The organism is Pseudonocardia kongjuensis, assembly GCF_039526905.1.
Classification (GTDB): Bacteria; Actinomycetota; Actinomycetes; order Mycobacteriales; family Pseudonocardiaceae; genus Pseudonocardia; species Pseudonocardia kongjuensis.
In genome coordinates this window covers 387,551-405,389 of sequence record NZ_BAAAJK010000004.1, presented here as the reverse complement: position 1 = coordinate 405,389, position 17,839 = coordinate 387,551, and the positions used below count along the sequence as shown (strand labels likewise).

17 protein-coding genes and 1 other RNA gene are annotated in these 17,839 nt (G+C 74.0%); 6 read left to right on the top strand and 12 right to left on the bottom strand.

Annotation, left to right across the window (positions count from 1 at the left end; genetic code table 11):
• The first annotated feature begins 50 nt into the window (after positions 1-50).
• Together ABD160_RS06085 and ABD160_RS06080 are read left to right on the top strand one after the other, a co-directional pair.
• Positions 51-833: a GntR family transcriptional regulator gene (locus ABD160_RS06085; RefSeq protein ID WP_344019172.1), complete on the top strand. Its 783-nt coding sequence runs from the start codon at positions 51-53 to the stop codon at positions 831-833.
• A complete protein-coding gene (locus tag ABD160_RS06080) occupies positions 833-1,366 on the top strand; it encodes a GNAT family N-acetyltransferase (protein WP_344019170.1) in 534 nt (177 codons plus the stop codon). Before ABD160_RS06085 ends, ABD160_RS06080 begins: the two co-directional genes overlap by 1 nt.
• A gap of 223 nt (positions 1,367-1,589) precedes the next feature.
• On the opposite strand, the gene ABD160_RS06075 is transcribed toward ABD160_RS06080, so the two are convergent.
• From ABD160_RS06075 to ABD160_RS06050, 6 genes are all read right to left on the bottom strand, one after another.
• A complete protein-coding gene (locus ABD160_RS06075) occupies positions 1,590-2,024 on the bottom strand; it encodes a hypothetical protein (protein ID WP_344019167.1) in 435 nt (144 codons plus the stop codon).
• A 370-nt stretch (positions 2,025-2,394) separates the two neighbouring features.
• Positions 2,395-2,803, bottom strand: an RNA gene (rnpB, locus tag ABD160_RS06070) — RNase P RNA component class A.
• 15 nt (positions 2,804-2,818) lie between these two features.
• Positions 2,819-3,520 (bottom strand): response regulator, encoded by a 702-nt coding sequence (locus tag ABD160_RS06065; RefSeq protein WP_344019165.1) that lies wholly within the window; start codon positions 3,518-3,520, stop codon positions 2,819-2,821.
• On the bottom strand, positions 3,517-3,948 hold the full coding sequence (locus ABD160_RS06060; RefSeq protein ID WP_344019162.1) for an ATP-binding protein: 432 nt from the start codon (positions 3,946-3,948) through the stop codon (positions 3,517-3,519). The genes ABD160_RS06065 and ABD160_RS06060 overlap by 4 nt, the downstream gene beginning before the upstream one ends.
• Positions 3,949-4,099: 151 nt before the next feature.
• Complete coding sequence (locus ABD160_RS06055) at positions 4,100-5,542, bottom strand: protein adenylyltransferase SelO (RefSeq protein WP_344019160.1); 1,443 nt, start codon at positions 5,540-5,542, stop codon at positions 4,100-4,102.
• A 57-nt stretch (positions 5,543-5,599) separates the two neighbouring features.
• A complete protein-coding gene (locus ABD160_RS06050; RefSeq protein WP_344019158.1) occupies positions 5,600-6,577 on the bottom strand; it encodes an AraC family transcriptional regulator in 978 nt (325 codons plus the stop codon).
• A 247-nt stretch (positions 6,578-6,824) separates the two neighbouring features.
• Here ABD160_RS06050 and ABD160_RS06045 point away from each other — a divergent pair, with 247 nt between their 5' ends.
• Both ABD160_RS06045 and ABD160_RS06040 read left to right on the top strand, forming a co-directional pair.
• Positions 6,825-8,309: an aldehyde dehydrogenase gene (locus ABD160_RS06045; RefSeq protein ID WP_344019156.1), complete on the top strand. Its 1,485-nt coding sequence runs from the start codon at positions 6,825-6,827 to the stop codon at positions 8,307-8,309.
• A gap of 30 nt (positions 8,310-8,339) precedes the next feature.
• On the top strand, positions 8,340-9,518 hold the full coding sequence (locus tag ABD160_RS06040) for an LLM class flavin-dependent oxidoreductase (RefSeq protein ID WP_344019153.1): 1,179 nt from the start codon (positions 8,340-8,342) through the stop codon (positions 9,516-9,518).
• A gap of 34 nt (positions 9,519-9,552) precedes the next feature.
• Here ABD160_RS06040 and ABD160_RS06035 read toward each other — a convergent pair whose 3' ends face one another.
• Entirely contained in the window at positions 9,553-10,503 is a 951-nt protein-coding gene (locus tag ABD160_RS06035) for a bile acid:sodium symporter family protein (protein ID WP_344019151.1), read from the bottom strand.
• Between the two features lie 176 nt (positions 10,504-10,679).
• Here ABD160_RS06035 and ABD160_RS06030 point away from each other — a divergent pair, with 176 nt between their 5' ends.
• Both ABD160_RS06030 and ABD160_RS06025 read left to right on the top strand, forming a co-directional pair.
• On the top strand, positions 10,680-11,444 hold the full coding sequence (locus ABD160_RS06030) for a sulfite exporter TauE/SafE family protein (RefSeq protein ID WP_344019149.1): 765 nt from the start codon (positions 10,680-10,682) through the stop codon (positions 11,442-11,444).
• A complete protein-coding gene (locus ABD160_RS06025; protein ID WP_344019147.1) occupies positions 11,441-12,937 on the top strand; it encodes an SLC13 family permease in 1,497 nt (498 codons plus the stop codon). Before ABD160_RS06030 ends, ABD160_RS06025 begins: the two co-directional genes overlap by 4 nt.
• Before the next feature lie 129 nt (positions 12,938-13,066).
• Here ABD160_RS06025 and ABD160_RS06020 read toward each other — a convergent pair whose 3' ends face one another.
• The 5 genes from ABD160_RS06020 to cobC form a co-directional block, all read right to left on the bottom strand.
• Positions 13,067-13,252 carry a hypothetical protein gene (locus ABD160_RS06020; RefSeq protein WP_344019145.1) on the bottom strand — a complete coding sequence of 62 codons (186 nt, stop codon included), beginning with the start codon at positions 13,250-13,252 and terminating at the stop codon, positions 13,067-13,069.
• A 215-nt stretch (positions 13,253-13,467) separates the two neighbouring features.
• Entirely contained in the window at positions 13,468-14,610 is a 1,143-nt protein-coding gene (locus tag ABD160_RS06015) for a bifunctional RNase H/acid phosphatase (protein WP_344019359.1), read from the bottom strand.
• Positions 14,611-14,612: 2 nt separating this feature from the next.
• On the bottom strand, positions 14,613-15,338 hold the full coding sequence (locus ABD160_RS06010) for a zinc ribbon domain-containing protein (protein WP_344019143.1): 726 nt from the start codon (positions 15,336-15,338) through the stop codon (positions 14,613-14,615).
• Positions 15,335-16,486 (bottom strand): Nif3-like dinuclear metal center hexameric protein, encoded by a 1,152-nt coding sequence (locus ABD160_RS06005; protein WP_425563587.1) that lies wholly within the window; start codon positions 16,484-16,486, stop codon positions 15,335-15,337. Before ABD160_RS06005 ends, ABD160_RS06010 begins: the two co-directional genes overlap by 4 nt.
• Positions 16,487-16,545: 59 nt before the next feature.
• Positions 16,546-17,643, bottom strand: a complete 1,098-nt coding sequence (gene cobC / locus ABD160_RS06000; protein ID WP_344019139.1) for an Rv2231c family histidinol phosphate aminotransferase CobC — start codon at positions 17,641-17,643, stop codon at positions 16,546-16,548.
• Positions 17,644-17,839: the final 196 nt, after the last annotated feature.

The window sequence follows — 17,839 nt, the reverse complement described above, 5'->3', positions numbered from 1 at the left end:
GAGCCAGTGGGTCAAGTGACTGGCTCATGCCAGTTCGCTACTGTGAAGTCATGACGTCCTCGGCACGGGCGCCGAGGGGCGCCACCAGCGACTACAGGGCCATCGCGCACGAGCTGCGCGAGGCGATCACGGCAGGCCGGTACCAGCCCGGCGACAAGCTCCCGTCAGAACGCGCGCTCGCGGAACAGCACGGCGCCGCACGCAACACCGTCCGCGAAGCGATCGCCGCACTGCGCCGCGAGGGGCTGGTCAGCGCCGAGCACGGGCGCGGGGTGTTCGTCAGGGCCAAGCCGCGGTGGATGCGGTTCGGCCGGCGTCGCTACAGCGCGGCGATGCGTGCGACCAACGAGCTCGGCCCGTTCGGCGCAGAGGCCGTCGCCCAGGGCCGTCGCCCGCACGTCGACTCGCGGATCACGAGGATCGAGGCACCGGCCGAAGTCGCAGAACGACTCGGCATCGTGCCCGGAACCCTCGTCGTGCAGCGGGAGAACTGGTACTTCGCCGACGACGAGCCGCTGCAGATCGGCATCACCTACGCGACGTGGAGCCTGGTCGAGGGCAACCCGCTCGCCGACTCTGCCGACCTCGGACCGGAGGGCATCTACGGCCAGTTCGCAGCGCTCGGACACGTGATCACCCACGTGCGCGAGGAGATCTCGGCGCGGATGCCCACCCGCGAGGAGGCCCAGCGCATGACGATCCCCGACGGCGTCCCGGTGATCGACCTGTGGCACACCGGGATCAACGCCGACCGCGAGCCGTTCGAGGTGACCCGCTTCGTCATGCGTGCCGACTTCGCCGCCCTGGACTACGACATGCCGGTGGAGGACTGATGGCTGACGCCGTGCGCACCGTCCGAGAGCGTGAGGACGCCGACCTGCCCGAACTCGCCGCAGTACTCGAGCGGGTCTACGCCGAGAACGGCTACCCGGTCGAGGGCATCGCCGATCCTCCGGCCTGGCTGGAGCACCCCCACGCCATCCAGCACTGGACCGCGGTGGTCGACGGCACGCCGGTCGGTCAGGTCACGCTCGCCGAGGCCCAACCCGACGACGACGCCGCCCGGGCCTGGGCCGAGCACACCGGCGGATCGGTCACCGACATCGCCGTCATGGCCCGCCTGTTCGTTGACCCCCGACATCGGGGCCAGGGACTTGCAGGCTTCCTGATCCTCGTCCTTCGCCACCACGCCTACCTCCTGGGCCGGACTGTCGTCTTCGACGTCATGGCCAAGGACACGGCCGCCGTCCGGCTCTACGACCGTTCGGGCGCCGCGCGGATCGCCGAAGTCACACACCGCTTCAACGACGGCCTCACCGAACCCGCCCTCGTCTACGTCTTCCCCGAGCCACGGGTCGCGGGCTGAACCCGATGGCGGCGCGGACCGCGAGCCCGTGCGTTGCCGATTCCGCCTCTTGAGGATCAAGGCGCCGCCTCCGGCGGCGCGGGGCCGGCCACGCCGGCCCCGTCGCTCGCTCACTACACCTCCGGCCCGTTCGCGGCGCCGTGGCTCGGCTACCCGGCCCCAGGCCACACTGAAGCGGCAACTGATCTCAGACGGCGAACGGCACCGCTCACCCGGACCTGCGCTACTCGCGGGCCCTATCCGAGCCGTGGCCCAAGTGGTCGCTCAGAGGCTCCGCGCACGAGTGGAGAACGTCTCCGGTCTCCGGATCCACGACGGTCTCCTCGTACCAGTCCGCGTCCCGGTCGATCAGCCGACGCTTCTTGACGTACCTGCCCGCCGTCACCGCTAGCTGATCACCGACCTGGAGTTCGGATCGAGGCTTCTTCTTGCCCTGCACCTTGCTCTTGCGCTCGGCGAACTCATAGCCCTGAGCGGTATCCGACGCGAAGATCTCCGCGATCCCGCGTCCGACCGCCCCGCACATCGGACATGACCGCTGCTGCAGCTCCGGCTCATGCAGCCAGGCCGCCGGATCTGGCACCGGTGAGCCACACTTCCCGCAATGGACCGTCGCACGGTCGACGTCATCGGCGTCCTCGGAACCGTCATCCGTCATAACCAAGGATATCCGGGCTCCGCCCGGGCCCGACACCGCTCGGAGATCAGGGAAGCGCGGCGGGGCTGGTGATCTCCTCACGGCGCGCCGAGACGGCAGCCAGACCGGGGAGTGGGGTGCAAGGCGGGACCCCGTGCCCTGCACCCCACTCCCCGCCCTGGCAGGGACGAGCCCGCGCCGCGAGGAGATCACCAGCAGACCGGGCGCATGGCAGAAGAACCGGGACCGAGCCAGGTGAATGATCATGTCCCGGGCCGTCACTGGGCCGTAGGACGTCGCAGACCGTCGAGAGACGACGAGAGGTCGCGAGAGCGTTTCCGCTGCTCAGCGTACGAACCCGCTCCCCCGGCGCATGTCGGGGAGAGCGGGGCGGACGAGTCGGTCTGTAAGCCGGATCCTGTTCCCGGGCACCTCACGGTGCACCGTTCGGCGACCATCCATCTCGGCCTGCCGTCGCCGGCAGGCTCCAGCGGTCCACCCGCAGGCTCGGGCGGGCAGCCCTCGAACGCCTGCGCAACCGCCCCGTCACGGATGACGGAGCGGTCTCTCGACCTTGCTCCGGGTGGGGTTTACCGAGCCACCCCGGTCACCCGGGGTGCTGGTGGTCTCTTACACCACCGTTTCACCCTTACCTCCGGGCGGACCCGGAGGCGGTCTGTTCTCTGTGGCACTGTCCCGCGGGTCGCCCCGGGTTGCCGTTGACAACCACCCTGCCCTGTGGAGTCCGGACTTTCCTCGACGGGACCCGTGGATCCCGACGCGGTCGCCCGACCGACTCGTCCGCACCGCGGATTCTAGCGATCCGGTTCGGCCCGGCCCCCGGTGGGCGGCAGGCCCGGCCGGGACTCGCCGAGACCGGCCCGGCGGGCCCGCAACACGGCCTCGGCCCGGTCGGCGGCCTGCAGCTTGCCGATCACGTTCGACACGTAGTTGCGCACCGTCTTCGACCGCAGCCCGAGCCGGCGGCCGATCGTGGCGTTGCCCAGACCGTCGGCCAGCAGGCCGAGGATCTCGCGTTCGCGCCCGGTCAGGTCCGGGAACGCCATCCGGTCGGGCATCGCCCGGTCGAGGCCCCCGAGCAGCCGCGCGGCGACCTGCGGACCGAACACGGAGTCGCCCGCGGCGACCGCGCGGACGGCGGCGACGATCCGGCCGGGCTCGGCGTCCTTCAGCAGGTAGCCGCGCGCCCCGGCCCGTACGGCAGCGGTCACCGCGTCGGCCGAGAGCATGGTCAGCACCAGCGGCGCGGTCCGTGGCGCGACGGCACCGAGCTGCCGGATCAGCTCGACGCCGTCGATGTCGGGCAGGTTCAGGTCGACCAGGACGACGTCCGGCGCGGTCCGCTCCACCAGCTCCAGGGCCGCTGCACCGGTATCGGCCTCACCCACGACGACGATGTCCGGCTCGGCCGACAGCCTGGTCCGCACCCCGAGCCGGAACACCGGATGGTCGTCGACGACCAGCACGTCGATCGGGCCCGCGGTGCCGTCGCTCACCGCGGGATCCTCGTCACGACGCGGGTACCGGTGCCGCCGGGTCCGGGGCCGACCGTGACCGTCCCGCCGAGCTCCGCGGCGCGCTCGCGCATCGACGCCCCGCCGATCCCGCCGAGGGCCGGATCCGGGCGGGCCGGCCGCTGCCCGCCGCCGTCGTCGGCCACGACGAGCACCGTGTCCGCCTCCTGCACCGTCAGCTCGATCCGCGCGGTGCGCGCGCCGGAGTGCCGGACGACGTTGGCCAGCGCCTCCTGGGCGATCCGCAGGAGCGCGACCTCCGCGGCGGGGCTCCCGGGTGGCGGCGGCCGACGCCGCCGGCCGCGCAGGTCACCGTCAGCTGCAGGCCGGCCGCGAGCGTCGAGGCGCTGGACGTGTTCCGGACATCGGTCCTCCTGCAGCCTGGGACGACCGGGACGGTCGCGGAGCACGACCGTGTCCGTCCTCGCGTCCCGGGTTCCAGGGACACCGCGTCCCGGCCCGCCCGGTCACCGAGATGCGGATCAGCGGGAATCGTCGATCTTCACGGCCCGCTGAGCTGCATCTCGGCGCGGAAACCGGTGCGAGGTGGGGCGGGGCCGGTCAGGTGCCGCAGAAGGTCATGAACGGCGGGGCGTCCGGGCCCGGCGGCCGGGCGTAGCGCTCGTAGCCCTCGCGCTCGTCGTAGGGATGCCCCAGCACCTGCAGCATCCACTGGATCGGCTCGAGATCGCCGTCGGCGACGGCCGCGCCGAGCGCCTCCTCGACGAGGTGGTTGCGCGGCACGTAGACCGGGTTGACCCGGTCCATCGCCGCCGGGTCCGGCCCGGTCGCCAGCCAGGAGGCGAGCCAGCCGTCCACCGCGGCCGGGTCGTCGAACAGGTCGCGGACCGGTCCGGCGTCGCCGCGGGCGGCGTCGGCCAGGCGCCGGAAGAACAGCGTGTGGTCCGGCTTCCGCTCGGCGAGCAGCGTCGCGAGGTCGACCAGCAGCGGCTCGGCGTCGAGCCCGTCCGGCAGGCCGAGCTTGTGGCGGTACCCGTCGTCGCGGGCGGCGAGGTAACGGTCGGCGAACTCCTGGAGCACGCCGGTGGCGAGCCGGATCGCCTCCTCGGGGTCGTCGTCGAGCAGCGGGAGCAGGGCCTCGCCGAAGCGGGCCAGGTTCCACTGCGCGATGCCGGGCTGGTTGCCGTAGGCGTAGCGGCCGCCGTGGTCGATCGAGCTGAACACGGTCGCCGGGTCGTGCGCGTCGAGGAACGCGCAGGGGCCGTAGTCGATGGTCTCGCCGGAGATCGTCATGTTGTCGGTGTTCATGACGCCGTGCACGAAGCCGACCTGCATCCAACGTGCGACCAGCTGCGCCTGGGCCTGCACCACCCGGCGGAACAGCTCCAGGTACGAGCCGGCGCCGGGATGGTGCCGGGCGATCGCGTGGTCGGCGAGCCTGCGCAGCAGCTCGGTCTCGCCGGTGGCGGCGGCGAACTGGAACGTCCCGACCCGCAGGTGGCTCGACGCCGTGCGGGCCAGCACCGCGCCCGGTTCCGGGCCGCGCTCGCGCATGACGTGCTCGCCGGTCGCGACGACCGCCAGCGACCGGGTGCTCGGGACGCCGAGCGCGTGCATCGCCTCGGACACCAGGTACTCGCGCAGCATCGGCCCGAGCGGCGCCTTCCCGTCGCCGCCGCGGGCGAACGGGGTCCGCCCGGATCCCTTGAGGTGCAGGTCGCGGCGCTCCCCGGACGGCGTGACGAGCTCGCCGACGAGCAGCGCGCGGCCGTCGCCCAGGCGCGGCGAGTAGTTGCCGAACTGGTGCCCGGCGTAGGCCTGCGCGACCGTCGTCGCCGACTCCGGCACCGCGGTCCCGGTGAGCAGGCCGAGTCCGGCGGGCCCGCGCAGCGCGGCCGGATCGAGGCCCAGCTCGGCGGCCAGCGCCTCGTTGAGCAGCACCAGCCGCGGCTCCGGCGCCGGTGCGGCGTTCCACGGCAGGTACAGGCCGTCCAGGTCGCGGACGAAGGTGTTCTCGAACGCGATCTCCGTGGCTGCGGTCATGCCGTCCAGGCTACGAGCCGCGGGCCGGACCGGCAGGGCCGGTGAGGGCGGCCCGCGTCACCCGCGCAGGGTCTGGCTGGGCAGCTCGCCGAACCGCTGCCGGTACTGCTGGGCGAACCGGCTCTGGTGCAGGAACCCCCAGCGGAGCGCGACGTCGGTGACCCGCACCGTCGCCGGGTCGCAGCGCTGCAGCTCGGCCCGGACCCGGTCGAGCCGGATCCGGCGCAGGTGCCCCATCGGCGACTCGCCCAGCTCCTGCTGGAACGCGGCGTGCAGGGTGCGGACGCTCATGCAGCCCACCCTCGCCAGCTCCTGCGGGGTCAGCGGATCGTCGGCGTGCTGCTCCATGTGGTCGAGGACCGGGCCGAGCCGGCCGGAGCGCACCGGATCGGGCGGCCCCACCAGCGCGTCGCTGTAGCGGTGCCGCCCGGCGTGCAGCAGCTGCGTCATCACGAACGCCTCCAGCTGCTCGCGGGCGATCGGCATCTCGGCCAGCCCGCCGGGCCGGTCCAGCTCGCGCGCCAGGAACTCGACCGACGCGAGCAGCGTCCGGCCGGCCGGGGTGGTGAGGTCCAGACCGAACCCGAAGTCGACGACGTCGTGCACGGGCCGGTTGAGCTGCTCGCTCAGGTGGGTCTCCAGGCTGGTCCGCGGGATCTTGAGGATGAGCTGCTCGGCGTCCGGTGACCAGCGGACCGTGTTCGTCCGGTCCGGCAGGAGCACGATGCCCGACGCCCGGGCACCGGTCCGCGCCCGGTCGCCGTCGCTGCGTTCGGCCCTGGTGACGCCCGCGACCGTCAGGTTCACGTGGTAGTTGTCCTCGGTCGGCGGCATGACCAGCGTCGCCGGCGACCGGTACGTCAGGTACCCGACGGTGAACACCCGGTCGGTGGTGGCGTTCAGCGTCATCGCGACCTGCTCGTCGGGCGCGGTGAGGTCGTGCCGCAGGTAGGTCCGGGTGACCGCGTCGCGGGCCTGCTCCAGGCTGTGCGTCGCCAGTACCGGAAAACGCTCGAGCGTGCCGCCGGACCGCATCGTCTCGACACCTCCTCGTGCCGCGGATCACTCGTCCCGCGCAGCCTATGTCCGTTCGCGGCGCCCCTACCAGCCGTTGCGTGCGTGCGGCCGTCCGCTCGGTGCAGACCCGCGCCGGTGCACGGAACGGCTGGACCGGCGCGGCGCGCGGATATCGAGTGCCGCGCGGGCCGCCCTAGCGTCCGGATCCACCGCCGACCGGCGACGGAGCCGGCCGGGGAGACCTGCGAGGGAGATGCCGGACACGATGTCGCAGACACCAGCACTGGAAGAGTTCGGGCTCTTCGTCAACGGCCGGACGGTGCCCGCCCGGTCCGGCGCGACGTTCGAGTCGCAGAACCCCTACACCGGCGAGCCGTGGGCCCGGCTGGCCGACGGCTCCCCCGCCGACGTCGACGAGGCCGTCGCCGCGGCCCGCAGCGCGTTCGACGGCGAGTGGGGTGCGAGGACCGGGTTCGAGCGGGCCGCGATCCTGCGCCGCTGCGGCGACGCGATCGCCGCGAACGCGGAGCGGCTGGCCCGGCTGGAGGTGAACGACTCCGGCAAGCTGCTGCGCGAGATGCGCGGTCAGCTCACCGCGCTCCCGCAGTGGTACTACTACTTCTCCGGGCTGGCCGACAAGGTCGAGGGGCGCACCGTCCCGCCGGTCAACCCGAACTACTTCGGCTACACCACCCGCGAGCCGGTCGGCGTGGTCGGCGCGATCACCCCGTGGAACTCGCCGCTGCTGCTGCTGACGTTCAAGCTGGCGCCGGCACTGGCGGCGGGCTGCACGATGGTCGTCAAGCCGTCCGAGCACTCCCCCGCCTCCACCGTCGCGTTCGCCCAGGTGCTGCACGAGGCCGGGCTGCCGGACGGCGTGCTGAACGTCGTCACCGGCTGGGACCGGGCGACCGGAGAGGCGCTGGCCGGGCACACCGGGGTGGACAAGGTCGCCTTCACCGGTTCGACGGCGACCGGTGCGGCCGTCGCGCAGGCCGCCGGGGCGAACGTCAACCGGGTCACCCTGGAGCTGGGCGGGAAGTCCCCGCAGATCGTGTTCCCGGACGCCGACCTGGACGCGGCGGCGAACGGGCTGGTCGCCGGGGTGTTCGCGGCGACCGGGCAGACCTGCATGGCCGGGTCCCGGCTGATCGTGCACGCCGACGTGCACGACGCGCTGGTGGAGAAGGTCGTCGCGCGGGCGAACGCGATCGTCCTCGGCGACCCGACCGAGCAGGCCACCGAGATGGGCCCGGTCGCGAACCGGCCGCAGTACGAGAAGGTGCTCGGCTACCTGCGCGGCGCCGCCGCCGAGGGCGCGACCTTCGCCTGCGGTGGCGAGCCGGACGCCGAGCGGGGCGGGCTGTTCGTCCGCCCGACCGTCGTCACCGATGTGACGCCGGAGAACACCATCGTCCGCGAGGAGGTGTTCGGGCCGGTGCTCTCCGCCTACCGGTTCACCGACGAGGACGAGGCGCTCAAGCTCGCCAACGACACCCCGTACGGCCTGGCCGGCGCGGTCTGGACCAAGGACGTGCACCGCGCGCACCGGGTCGCCGGGCGGCTGCGCGCCGGCACGGTGTGGATCAACGCGTACCGGGTGATCGCCCCGAACATGCCGTTCGGCGGCTTCGGCGCCAGCGGCATCGGCCGGGAGAACGGCGTCGACGCGATCAACGAGTACACCGAGAACAAGTCCGTGTTCGTCGAGCTGACCGGCGGCACCCGCGATCCCTTCCAGCTCGGCTAGAGCCCGCACCCGATCCAAGGAGACACCCCCGTGACCGTCACCGCGAACGAGCGCCTCGGCCTCAACCCGACCGATCCCCGCCCGCCGGAGGAGACCCGGCCGCTGGTCGACCGCACGCAGACCAATCCGCTGTTCGGCGACCAGAAGATGAAGCTCGGCCTGTTCGGCACCAACTGCTCGTACGGGCTGATCATGAGCCACGCCCCGAGCGACTACCGGATCACCTGGGAGCACACCCGGGAGATCGCGACCCGGGCCGACGATCTCGGCTTCGACGTGCTCGTCCCGGTCGCCCGCTGGAAGGGTTTCGGCGGGTCGACGAACTTCAACGGCAACTGCTTCGAGACCTACGCCTGGGCCGCCGGGCTCGCCGAGGCGACCGAGCGGATCTCCATCGCCGCCACCTCGCACCTGCCGACCGTGCACCCGATCGTCGCCGCCAAGGCCGCGACGACCATCGACCACATCTCGGGCGGCCGGTTCGCGCTGAACCTGGTGATGGGCTGGGTGCCGCCGGAGATGGAGATGTTCGGCACCGAGCAGCGCGAGCACGACCAGCGCTACGCCTTCGGCCAGGACTGGATCGACTTCGCCACCCGGCTCTGGACCGAGGAGGGATCGTTCAGCCTGGAGTCGGAGTTCTTCCGGGGCGACCTGCTCGAGGCGTACCCCAAGCCGCACCAGGCGCCCCGCCCGGCGCTGCTCAACGCCGGCAACTCGCCGGCCGGCATCGAGTTCTCCGCGCGCAACGTCGACATCAACTTCGCGTCGCTGGACACCCTGGAGAACATCGCCGCCTACACCGACAAGGTCCGGTCCAAGGCGCGCGACGACTACCAGCGCGACATCCAGGTGATGACCTACGGCCTGGTCGTCTGCCGGGACACCGAGGAGGAGGCCAAGCGGGCCTTCCAGCAGGTGATCGACGAGGGCGACTGGGGTGCCGCCGGCAACGTCATCAAGATCGCCGGATCGGGCGAGAGCAAGTCGTTCGACCACGCCGTCAAGGCGATGCAGGAGCGGTTCATCGCCGGCTGGGGCGGCTACCCGATCGTCGGCACCCCGGAGCAGGTCACCGAGGAGCTGGGCAAGCTCAACGAGGCCGGCATGGAGGGCATGATCTTCGGCCTGATCGACTACAACGAGGAGCTCAAGTACTTCGGCGAGCGGGTCATGCCGCTGCTGAAGGAGGCCGGGCTGAGGCACTGAGAAGCCACCGAGCAGGCACCCGGGCAGGTGCCGGTCACTCCCGCACGGCGGTGGTGGCCGGCACCGGGCGCTTCGACCAGTAGCTCGCCAGCGCGGCGCCGGACACGTTGTGCCACACCGAGAACACCGCGCCGGGCAGGGCCGCCGCGGGACCGAAGTGCACGGTGCCCAGGGTCGCGGCGAGCCCGGAGTTCTGCATCCCGACCTCGATCGACACGGCACGGCGCGCCGTCGCGTCGAGCCCGAACGCCCGGGCCACCGCGTAGCCGAGGGCGAGCCCGGCCAGGTTGTGCACGACCACCACACCGACGATCGCGAGCCCGGCGGTGAACAGCGCATCCGCCGAACCGGCGACGACGATCATCACCACCACCGTGATGCCGACGACCGACGCCAGCGGCAGCGCCGGCGTCACCCGGTCGACGACGCCGCCCGCGTACCGCCGGAGCAGGAAGCCCAGCACCACCGGGATCAGCACGATCTGCACGATCGAGAGGAACAGGCTGCCCGCCGAGACCGGCAGGTACTGCCCGGCCAGCAGCAGCACCAGCAGCGGCGTCACGATCGGCGCGACCAGCGTCGACACCGACGTCATCGCCACCGACAGCGCCACGTCGCCGCGGGCCAGGAAGACCATCACGTTCGACGCCGTGCCGCCGGGTGCGCAGGCCACCAGGATCACCCCGACCGCGATCTCCGGCGGCAGATCGACCAGCACGGTGAGCAGCCAGCCGATCGCGGGCATCACGACGTACTGGGCGCCCAGGCCGATCGCGAACGCCGCGGGCCGCCGCACGATGTAGCCGAAGTCGACCGGCCGCAGCGTCATGCCCATCCCCAGCATGATCAGCGCCAGCAGCCACGGCACGGCCGACGACCAGCCCGTGAACACCCCCGGCACGGCGAGGGCGACCGCGCCCGCCGCGAGGACGATCACCGGGAACCATCGGCCGACCACGTCGCCCACCGCCTGCACGCGCTGCATCGCACTCACCCGTGCAGCCTCGCACCGCACCCCACCATCGGTGCAAACCGGACGTCCGGATGGCGGGACGCCGGCGGCATGATCGCCGTCGTGGTGCGTCCGGCCACGCGGATCGCGGCCCCGCGCACCACGACGGCGATCACGCGGGCGGGCGCGGGCCGGTCTACGGTCTGCTGGTGATCGACCCCTCGCAGCCGTGGACCCTGGTCTTCCTGCTGGTCGCCGGGTTGCTCGCGGGCGGGGTGAACGCCGTCGCGGGCGGCGGTTCGCTGCTGGTGTTCCCGGCCCTGCTGGCGGTCGGCTTCCCACCGCTCGCGGCGAACGTCACCAACTCGGTCGCCCAGTGGCCGGGATACGTCGGCCTGGTCGCGGGTGCCCGTCGCGAGCTGGTCGGTCAGGGCGGCCGGATCGCGCGGACCGCCGCGGTCGCCGCGCTCGGCTCCGCGGTCGGCTGCGCCCTGCTGCTGGTGCTGCCCGCGACCGTGTTCGACGCCGTCGTCCCCGGCCTGGTGATCCTGGCCAGCCTGACGATGGCGCTCGGCCCGCGGTTGAAGCGGCTGATCGGGGACCCGGCGGGCGGGAAGGGGGACCGCTCCACCGGGCTGCTGGTCGCGGTGTTCCTGGCGGCGATCTACGGCGGCTACTTCGGTGGCGCGCTCGGCGTCATCCTGATCTCCACGCTGGCCCTGTTCGCGCACGACGAGCTGCGCCGGCTGAACGCGCTCAAGGGGGTGCTCTCGCTGGTCGTCGCCTCGGTCACGGTCGTGGTGTTCGCGATCGGCGCGCCGGTCGACTGGCTCGCGGTGGCGCTGCTGGCCCCGACCACGCTGGTCGGCGGTTTCCTGGGGGCGCTCGTCGCGCGCCGGCTGCAGGAGAACGTGCTGCGCTGGGCGGTCGTGCTGCTCGGGCTCGCGGTCGGCGTGGCGCTGTTCCTGCAGTGAGCCTGCTGCTCGCGGTCGCGCTGCTGGCGACGGTGCTCACCGCCGCGACGCTACGACCGTTCGGGCTGCCCGAGGCGGCCGTCGCCGTGCCCGCCGCACTGCTCAGCGTCGCCGCCGGGCTGGTCACCGTCGACGGCGCACTGGCCGAGATCGGCGGGCTGGCGCCGACCGTCGGGTTCCTGGCCGCGATCCTGCTGCTCGGCCATCTCGCCGACGCCGAGGGCGTCTTCCGGTGGCTGGGGGCGCGCCTGGGCAGCGCGTCCGGCGGGCGGCCCGGGCGGCTGCTGGTGCTGGTGTTCGGCGCGGCCGCCGGGACGACCGCGGTGCTGAGCCTGGACGCGACGGTCGTGCTGCTGACGCCGGTGGTGCTGGCCACCGCGGCCCGGCTGCGGCTGCCGTCGCGGCCGCACTCCTACGCGTGCGCGCACCTGTCGAACTCGGGCTCCGGGCTGCTGCCGGTGTCGAACCTGACGAACCTGCTGGCGTTCCCGGCGACCGGGCTGAGCTTCCTCGGGTTCGCCGGGCTGATGGTGGGGCCGTGGGTGGCGGTGCTCGTCGTGGAGTACCTGGTGCTGCGCCGGTACTTCGCCCGTGACCTGCAGGACGGGTCCGGCGGGTCCGGCGGGGGCGACGGCGGGTCGGTGGGGCGGCGCGTCGGCACCGGGGATCCGGCTGCCGGGACGCCGGAGGGCCCGGTGGCCGGTCCCGAGGGGCCGGAGCGGCCGGGGACCGGTCCCGGGGGCACCGAGCCACCGGATGCCGACGCCGGGGGCACCCAGCAGCCAGGCGCCGGTCCCGGAGGCACCCAGCAGCCAGGCGCCGGTCCCGGGGGCACCGAGCGGCCGGGCACCGGTCCCGGGGAGCGGTTCGGCGGGGCGCCCCGACCGGAACCGGTGCCGGTGTTCGCGCTGTCGGTGCTCGCCGCGACGCTCGCCGGGTTCGCGCTGTCCTCGGCGCTCGGCGTCGGCCCGGGCGTGATCGCCGCCGCCGGTGCCGCGGTGCTCGCGGTCCGGGCGCTGCGGCGCGGGGAGACCGGGCCGGTGCGGCTGGTCGCGGCCGCCTCCCCCGGATTCTGCCTGTTCGTGCTCGCGCTGGGCGTCGTCGTGGCCGGGGTGGCCGGGCAGGGGCTCGCCGCCGGGCTCGGCACGCTGCTGCCCGACACCCCCGATCTCGCCGGGCTGCTGCTCACCGCGGTCGTCGCCGCCGTGCTGGCGAACCTGGTGAACAACCTGCCCGCGACCCTCGTCCTGCTCGCCGCGCTCGGCCCGTCGCCGCACGCCGGGCTGGTCCTCGCGATGCTGCTCGGGGTGAACATCGGGCCGAACCTGACCTACCCGGGATCGCTGGCGACGCTGCTGTGGCGGCGGATCGCGGCCGGGTACGGGGACCCGCCCCGGCTGGGGACGTTCGTCGGCCTGGGTGCCGTCACGGTCCCGCCGGCACTGCTCGCGTCGACCCTCGCGCTGTGGGCGTCGCTGGCGCTGCTGACCTGAACGCCGCAGCGGCGGGGGCGGACGTGCGGCGGCCCCGCGCGGCGGGTGCCGGGCGGGGCCGTCGGTGGGTCTGCGTTGGGTGGGTCCGCGTTGGGTGGGTCCGCGTTGGGTGGGTCCGCGGTCGGTGGGTCAGATCTCGTGGGCCATGTCGTGCCCGAGATCGGTGTCCGGGTCCAGCTCGCGGGCCGGCGCACCGATCGGCCGGGACGTGCCGCGCCGCTGCTGGGGCAGCCGCGCGATCGTGCTCATCTCGTGGGCCAGGTCGTATCCGTAGTCGTGCTCGTGGGACAGCGCTCCAGAAGACCGCACCGACATTTGTCTCTCCGTTCCCCGACACCGAGACAGCGTTCACGCTCCGTACGAGATCCACCCCGTACGGTGCTCGCAGATCATCGCCCGGGCGGGGTGGGGGGACAACGCTCCGGAGTCGACTCCGCCCGTTCGGGCCATGGTTGTATCGATCCAGCGGCGCGCCTGCGTGCGCGGCGCGCCGTTCCGCGGTATCGGGCCGGGCCCGGCCGCCCGCCGATTCAGTCCAGGTAGGACGTGTCGTTCACCAGGCGGACGGACGCCCCGCCGTCGGGGTAGAAGTCGGCGACGCTGGTGCACGCGAGATCGAGATGCATCCGGAACAGCACCTCGTCGCCGGCGCCGAGCGCGTCCCGGATCAGCATCTTGATCGGCGTCACGTGGCTGACCACGATCACCGTGGATCCCGGGAAGTCCTCGACGATCCGGCGGCGCTCCGCCTCGATCCGCTCCCCCACCGAGCGGAAGCTCTCCCCGCCGGGGGGTTCGACGTCGGCCGAGCCGAGCCACCGGCCGTGCAGCTCGGGATCCCGCTCCCGCGCCTCGGCGAACGAGAGGCCCTCCCAGCCGCCGAAGTCGGTCTCGATCAGCGCGTCCCGGACCAGCAGGTCGGCGCCGGTCGCCTCGGCGACCGCGGCGGCGGTCTGCCGGGCCCGGCGCAGCGGCGACGACAGCACCGCGGCCGGGGCGACGCCCTCCTTCGCCAGCCGGGCGGCGAGCGCGCGGGCCGCCGCGGCGGCCTGCTCCTGACCGACGCCGGTCAGCTCCGGGTCGCCGTGCCCGGAGTAGCGGCGCTCCACCGACAGTTCGGTCTGCCCGTGCCGCAGCAGGATCATCCGGACCGGGGTACCGACCTGCCCGGTCCAGGCCGCCGCCACCGCCGACGAGTCGGTCGCGCCGATCTCGGAGGACTCGGTCGCCGATCCGGGCTTGGGCTCCGGGCCGGCCGACGGCTCCGGCGTCGGGCTCGATCCGCCGTCCATCGCCCGGTTCGCGAGCGCATCGGCGCGCGCGTTGTCCGCACGCGGGATCCAGCCGAACGTCACGGCGTCGAAGTGGCGGACCAGGTCCCGGGCCTCGTCGACGAGCTCCTGCAACGCCGGGTGCTTGACCTTCCAGCGACCGCTCATCTGCTCGACGACGAGCTTGGAGTCCAGCCGGGCCTCGACCTCGGTGGCGCCCAGCTCCCGGGCCGCGGCGAGACCGGCGATCAGCCCGCGGTACTCGGCGACGTTGTTCGTGGTGGTGCCCAGCCCGTCGTAGACCTCGGCGAGCACCTGCCGCCCGGTCGCGTCGAGCACGACCGCGCCGTATCCGGCGGGCCCGGGGTTGCCGCGCGACCCGCCGTCCGCCTCGACGACCAGCTTCACTTGCCACGCACCAGGATCGCGCCGCACTCCTCGCAGTGCACGATCTCGTCGGCCGGCGTCCCGCGGACCTGCGCGATGAAGGTGCGGTCCAGCTCGAGCCGGCAGGCGCTGCACCGCGACTCGCGCAGCGCGCCGGCCGCGACCCCGCCCTTCGCCCGGATCCGCTCGTAGTTGGCGACCAGGTCGTCCGGCAGCGCGGCGACCAGCTCGGCCCGCGCGCGGTCCCGCCCGGCCCGGGACACGTCGATGTCGCCCTCGGCGGCGTCGCGGCGGACCCGGATCTCCGCGATGTGCTCCTCGGCAGCGGCCAGCTCGGCGCGGGCGTGCTCCAGCTCCGCCCCGACCGCCTCGCGCTCCTCCATGACGCCGAGCTGCTCGTCCTCCAGCACGCCCTGCCGGCGGGCCAGGGTGTCCAGCTCGTGCTGCAGCTCGGTGGCCTGCTTCGCCCCGATCCCGGCTCCGGCCAGCATCTTCTGGTCGCGCTCGGTGCGGGCCCGGACACCGTCGACGTCCCGCTCGATCCGCGCGATGTCCCGGTCCAGGTCACCGGCCCGGGTCTCGGCCCGGACGGCGGCATCGCGCGCGTCCCGGAGCCGCTGCTCGGCGTCGTCGAACTGCTTGTGCTCGGTCAGCGTCCGGCGCTGGTGGGCGAGCCGGCCGATCTCGGCGTCCACCTCGGCCAGCTGCAGCAGCTTCGCCTGGGCGGTGGGGTCGGCCTTCATGATCTCGCCTCCGTGTGATGGGGGGTCGGCTGGTGCGCAGCCGCTGAGGACACGGCCCCGGGAGCGGCGGTGGCCGCCGTGGTCCACGGATCGGTGCGCAGCCGGGAGACCGACACCGAGACGCTACCGCCGAGCGCCGCCCGGACGACGCCCGCCGCCTGCTCGCACCACGGCCACTCCGACGCCCAGTGCGCGACGTCGACCAGCGCGGGCACCGGGCCGCCCGGCCCGGTGCCGTCGAGCAGGTGCTCGGACGCCGGATGGTGCCGCAGGTCGGCGGTCACGTAGGCGTCGACCCCGGCCCGGGCGGCGGCGCCCAGCGCGGAGTCGCCGGAGCCGCCGCTCACCGCGACCCGGTGGATCGGCCGGTCCGGGTCACCCGCGCCGCGGACGCCCCACGCGGTGGCCGGCAACGCCGCCGCCACCCGTTCGGTGAAGGCGGCGAACGGCTCCGGCTCCGGCAGCGAGCCGATCCGGCCCAACCCCCGCGACGACGGCAGCGGGGCCATCTCCAGCAGGTCGTAGGCGGGCTCCTCGTAGGGGTGCGCGGCGCGCAGCGCGGCGACGACCTGGTTCCGCCGGGACCGCGGCAGCACCATCTCCAGACGGGTCTCGGCGACCCGCTCCAGCCGGCCGACCTCGCCGATCGCGGGCACCGCCCCGTCCAGCGGGAGGAACTGGCCGGTGCCGGCGGTGGCGAACGAGCAGTGCGAGTAGTTGCCGAAGCGACCGGCGCCCGCGTCCGACAGCGCGGTGTGCACCTGCGCGATCGCCGGCCCGACCGGGACGAAGGTGACGATCTTGTCCAGCGGCTCGGCGGGTTCCGGTTGCAGCGGGCCCGCCACGGCGAGGCCCAGTGCCGCGGCCAGCGCGTCCGAGACGCCGGGATCGGCGATGTCGGCGTTGGTGTGCGCGGTGAACAGCCCGACGCCGGCCCGGATCAGTGTGTGCAGCAGCGCGCCCTTGGGGGTGTCGGCGCCGACGCCGTGCACCCCGCGCAGCAGCAGCGGATGGTGCGTGACGAGCAGCCCGGCGCCCGAGTCGATCGCCTCCCGGACGGTCTCCGGGGTCGGGTCGACGGCGAACAGCACCGAGCCGACGGGCTCCGCGGGATCGCCGCAGACCAGCCCGACCGCGTCCCACTCCATGGCCAGGGCCGGCGGGTAGGCCGCCTCCAGCGCGTCGGTCACGTCGCGCAGGGTGGCGCTCATGCCGGCACCACCAGCGTGCGCAGGGCCAGCTCCAGCTCCTCGACGAGCCGGCGGGCGAGCTCCGGCGGGCGCACCGCGACCCGGACGTGGTCCGGGCCCAGCCCGGGGAAGGTGTCGCCGCGCCGGACGCTGATCCCGGCCGCGCGCAGCAGCCGCCGGACCTCGTCCCCGGTGCCGTCCGGCAGGTGCAGCAGCAGGTACGGCGCCACACCGTGGGACACCGCGACGCCCTCGATCGCCTCCAGCGCGGTCGTCATCGAGACCCGGTGCGCGGCCAGCTCGCGGGCCCGCTGGTCGGCGGCCGACAGCGCGTCCGGCTCGCAGCAGGCGATGATCGCCTCCAGGGCGGGCGTCGACACCGGCCACGGCGGGCGTGGACGGGCCAGCCGGGCCAGCAGCGCCGGCTCGGCGAGCGCGTAGCCGGCGCGCAGGCCGGCCAGCGCCCAGGTCTTGGTCAGCGAGCGGAGGACGAGCAGGCCGGGCACGTCGGCGGCGCCGGCGAGCGACTCCGGTTCCCCGGGGACGGCGTCGGCGAACGCCTCGTCGACCACGAGCACCCGCCCCGGCCGGGCCAGCGCGCGCACGGTGCCGGCGGGGTGCAGCACCCCGGTCGGGTTCGTCGGGTTACCGACGACGACCAGATCGGCCCGGTCCGGGACCGCGGCCGGGTGCAGCGCGTGCCCGTCCGCGGCGTCGGTGTGCACCCGGACGACGTCCACCTCGGCGGCCCGCAGTGCGGCCTCCGGCTCGGTGAACCCCGGGTGGACGACGGCGGCCAGCCGCGGCCGCAGCGCCGGGAGCAGCGCGAACCCCTCCGCGCTCCCGGCCAGCGGGAGCACCTCGTCCGGGGTGCGGCCGTGCCGGGCGGCGGCGACCTCGCGGGCCCGGGCGTCGTGGCCGGCCCGCGGGTAGCGGCCGAGGCCGTCGAGCGTCGCGGCCAGGCGGTCGCGCAGCCAGGCGGGCGGCCCGTCCCCGACCACGTTGACGGCGAAGTCGAGCAGGCCGTCGGCCACCTCGGCGTCGCCGTGGTGGCGCAGGTCGTGGGCGCCCGGGTCACCGGGTCCGTGACCGGCCCGAGGGTGATCGAACGGCATCCGGACACCCTACGGCGGGCTCCCGCACGGACCGGCACGGCGGGGTGGGTGAGAATGGGCGGACCATGTCCGTCGCGCCCGCCCTGTTCCTGCTGTTCTCGCTGTCCGCCGTCAACGCCGACGTCCGAGCCCGTGCTCCCCGGGAGGGTTCACCGTGAACGTCGTCTTCGTCTGTACCGGCAACATCTGCCGCTCA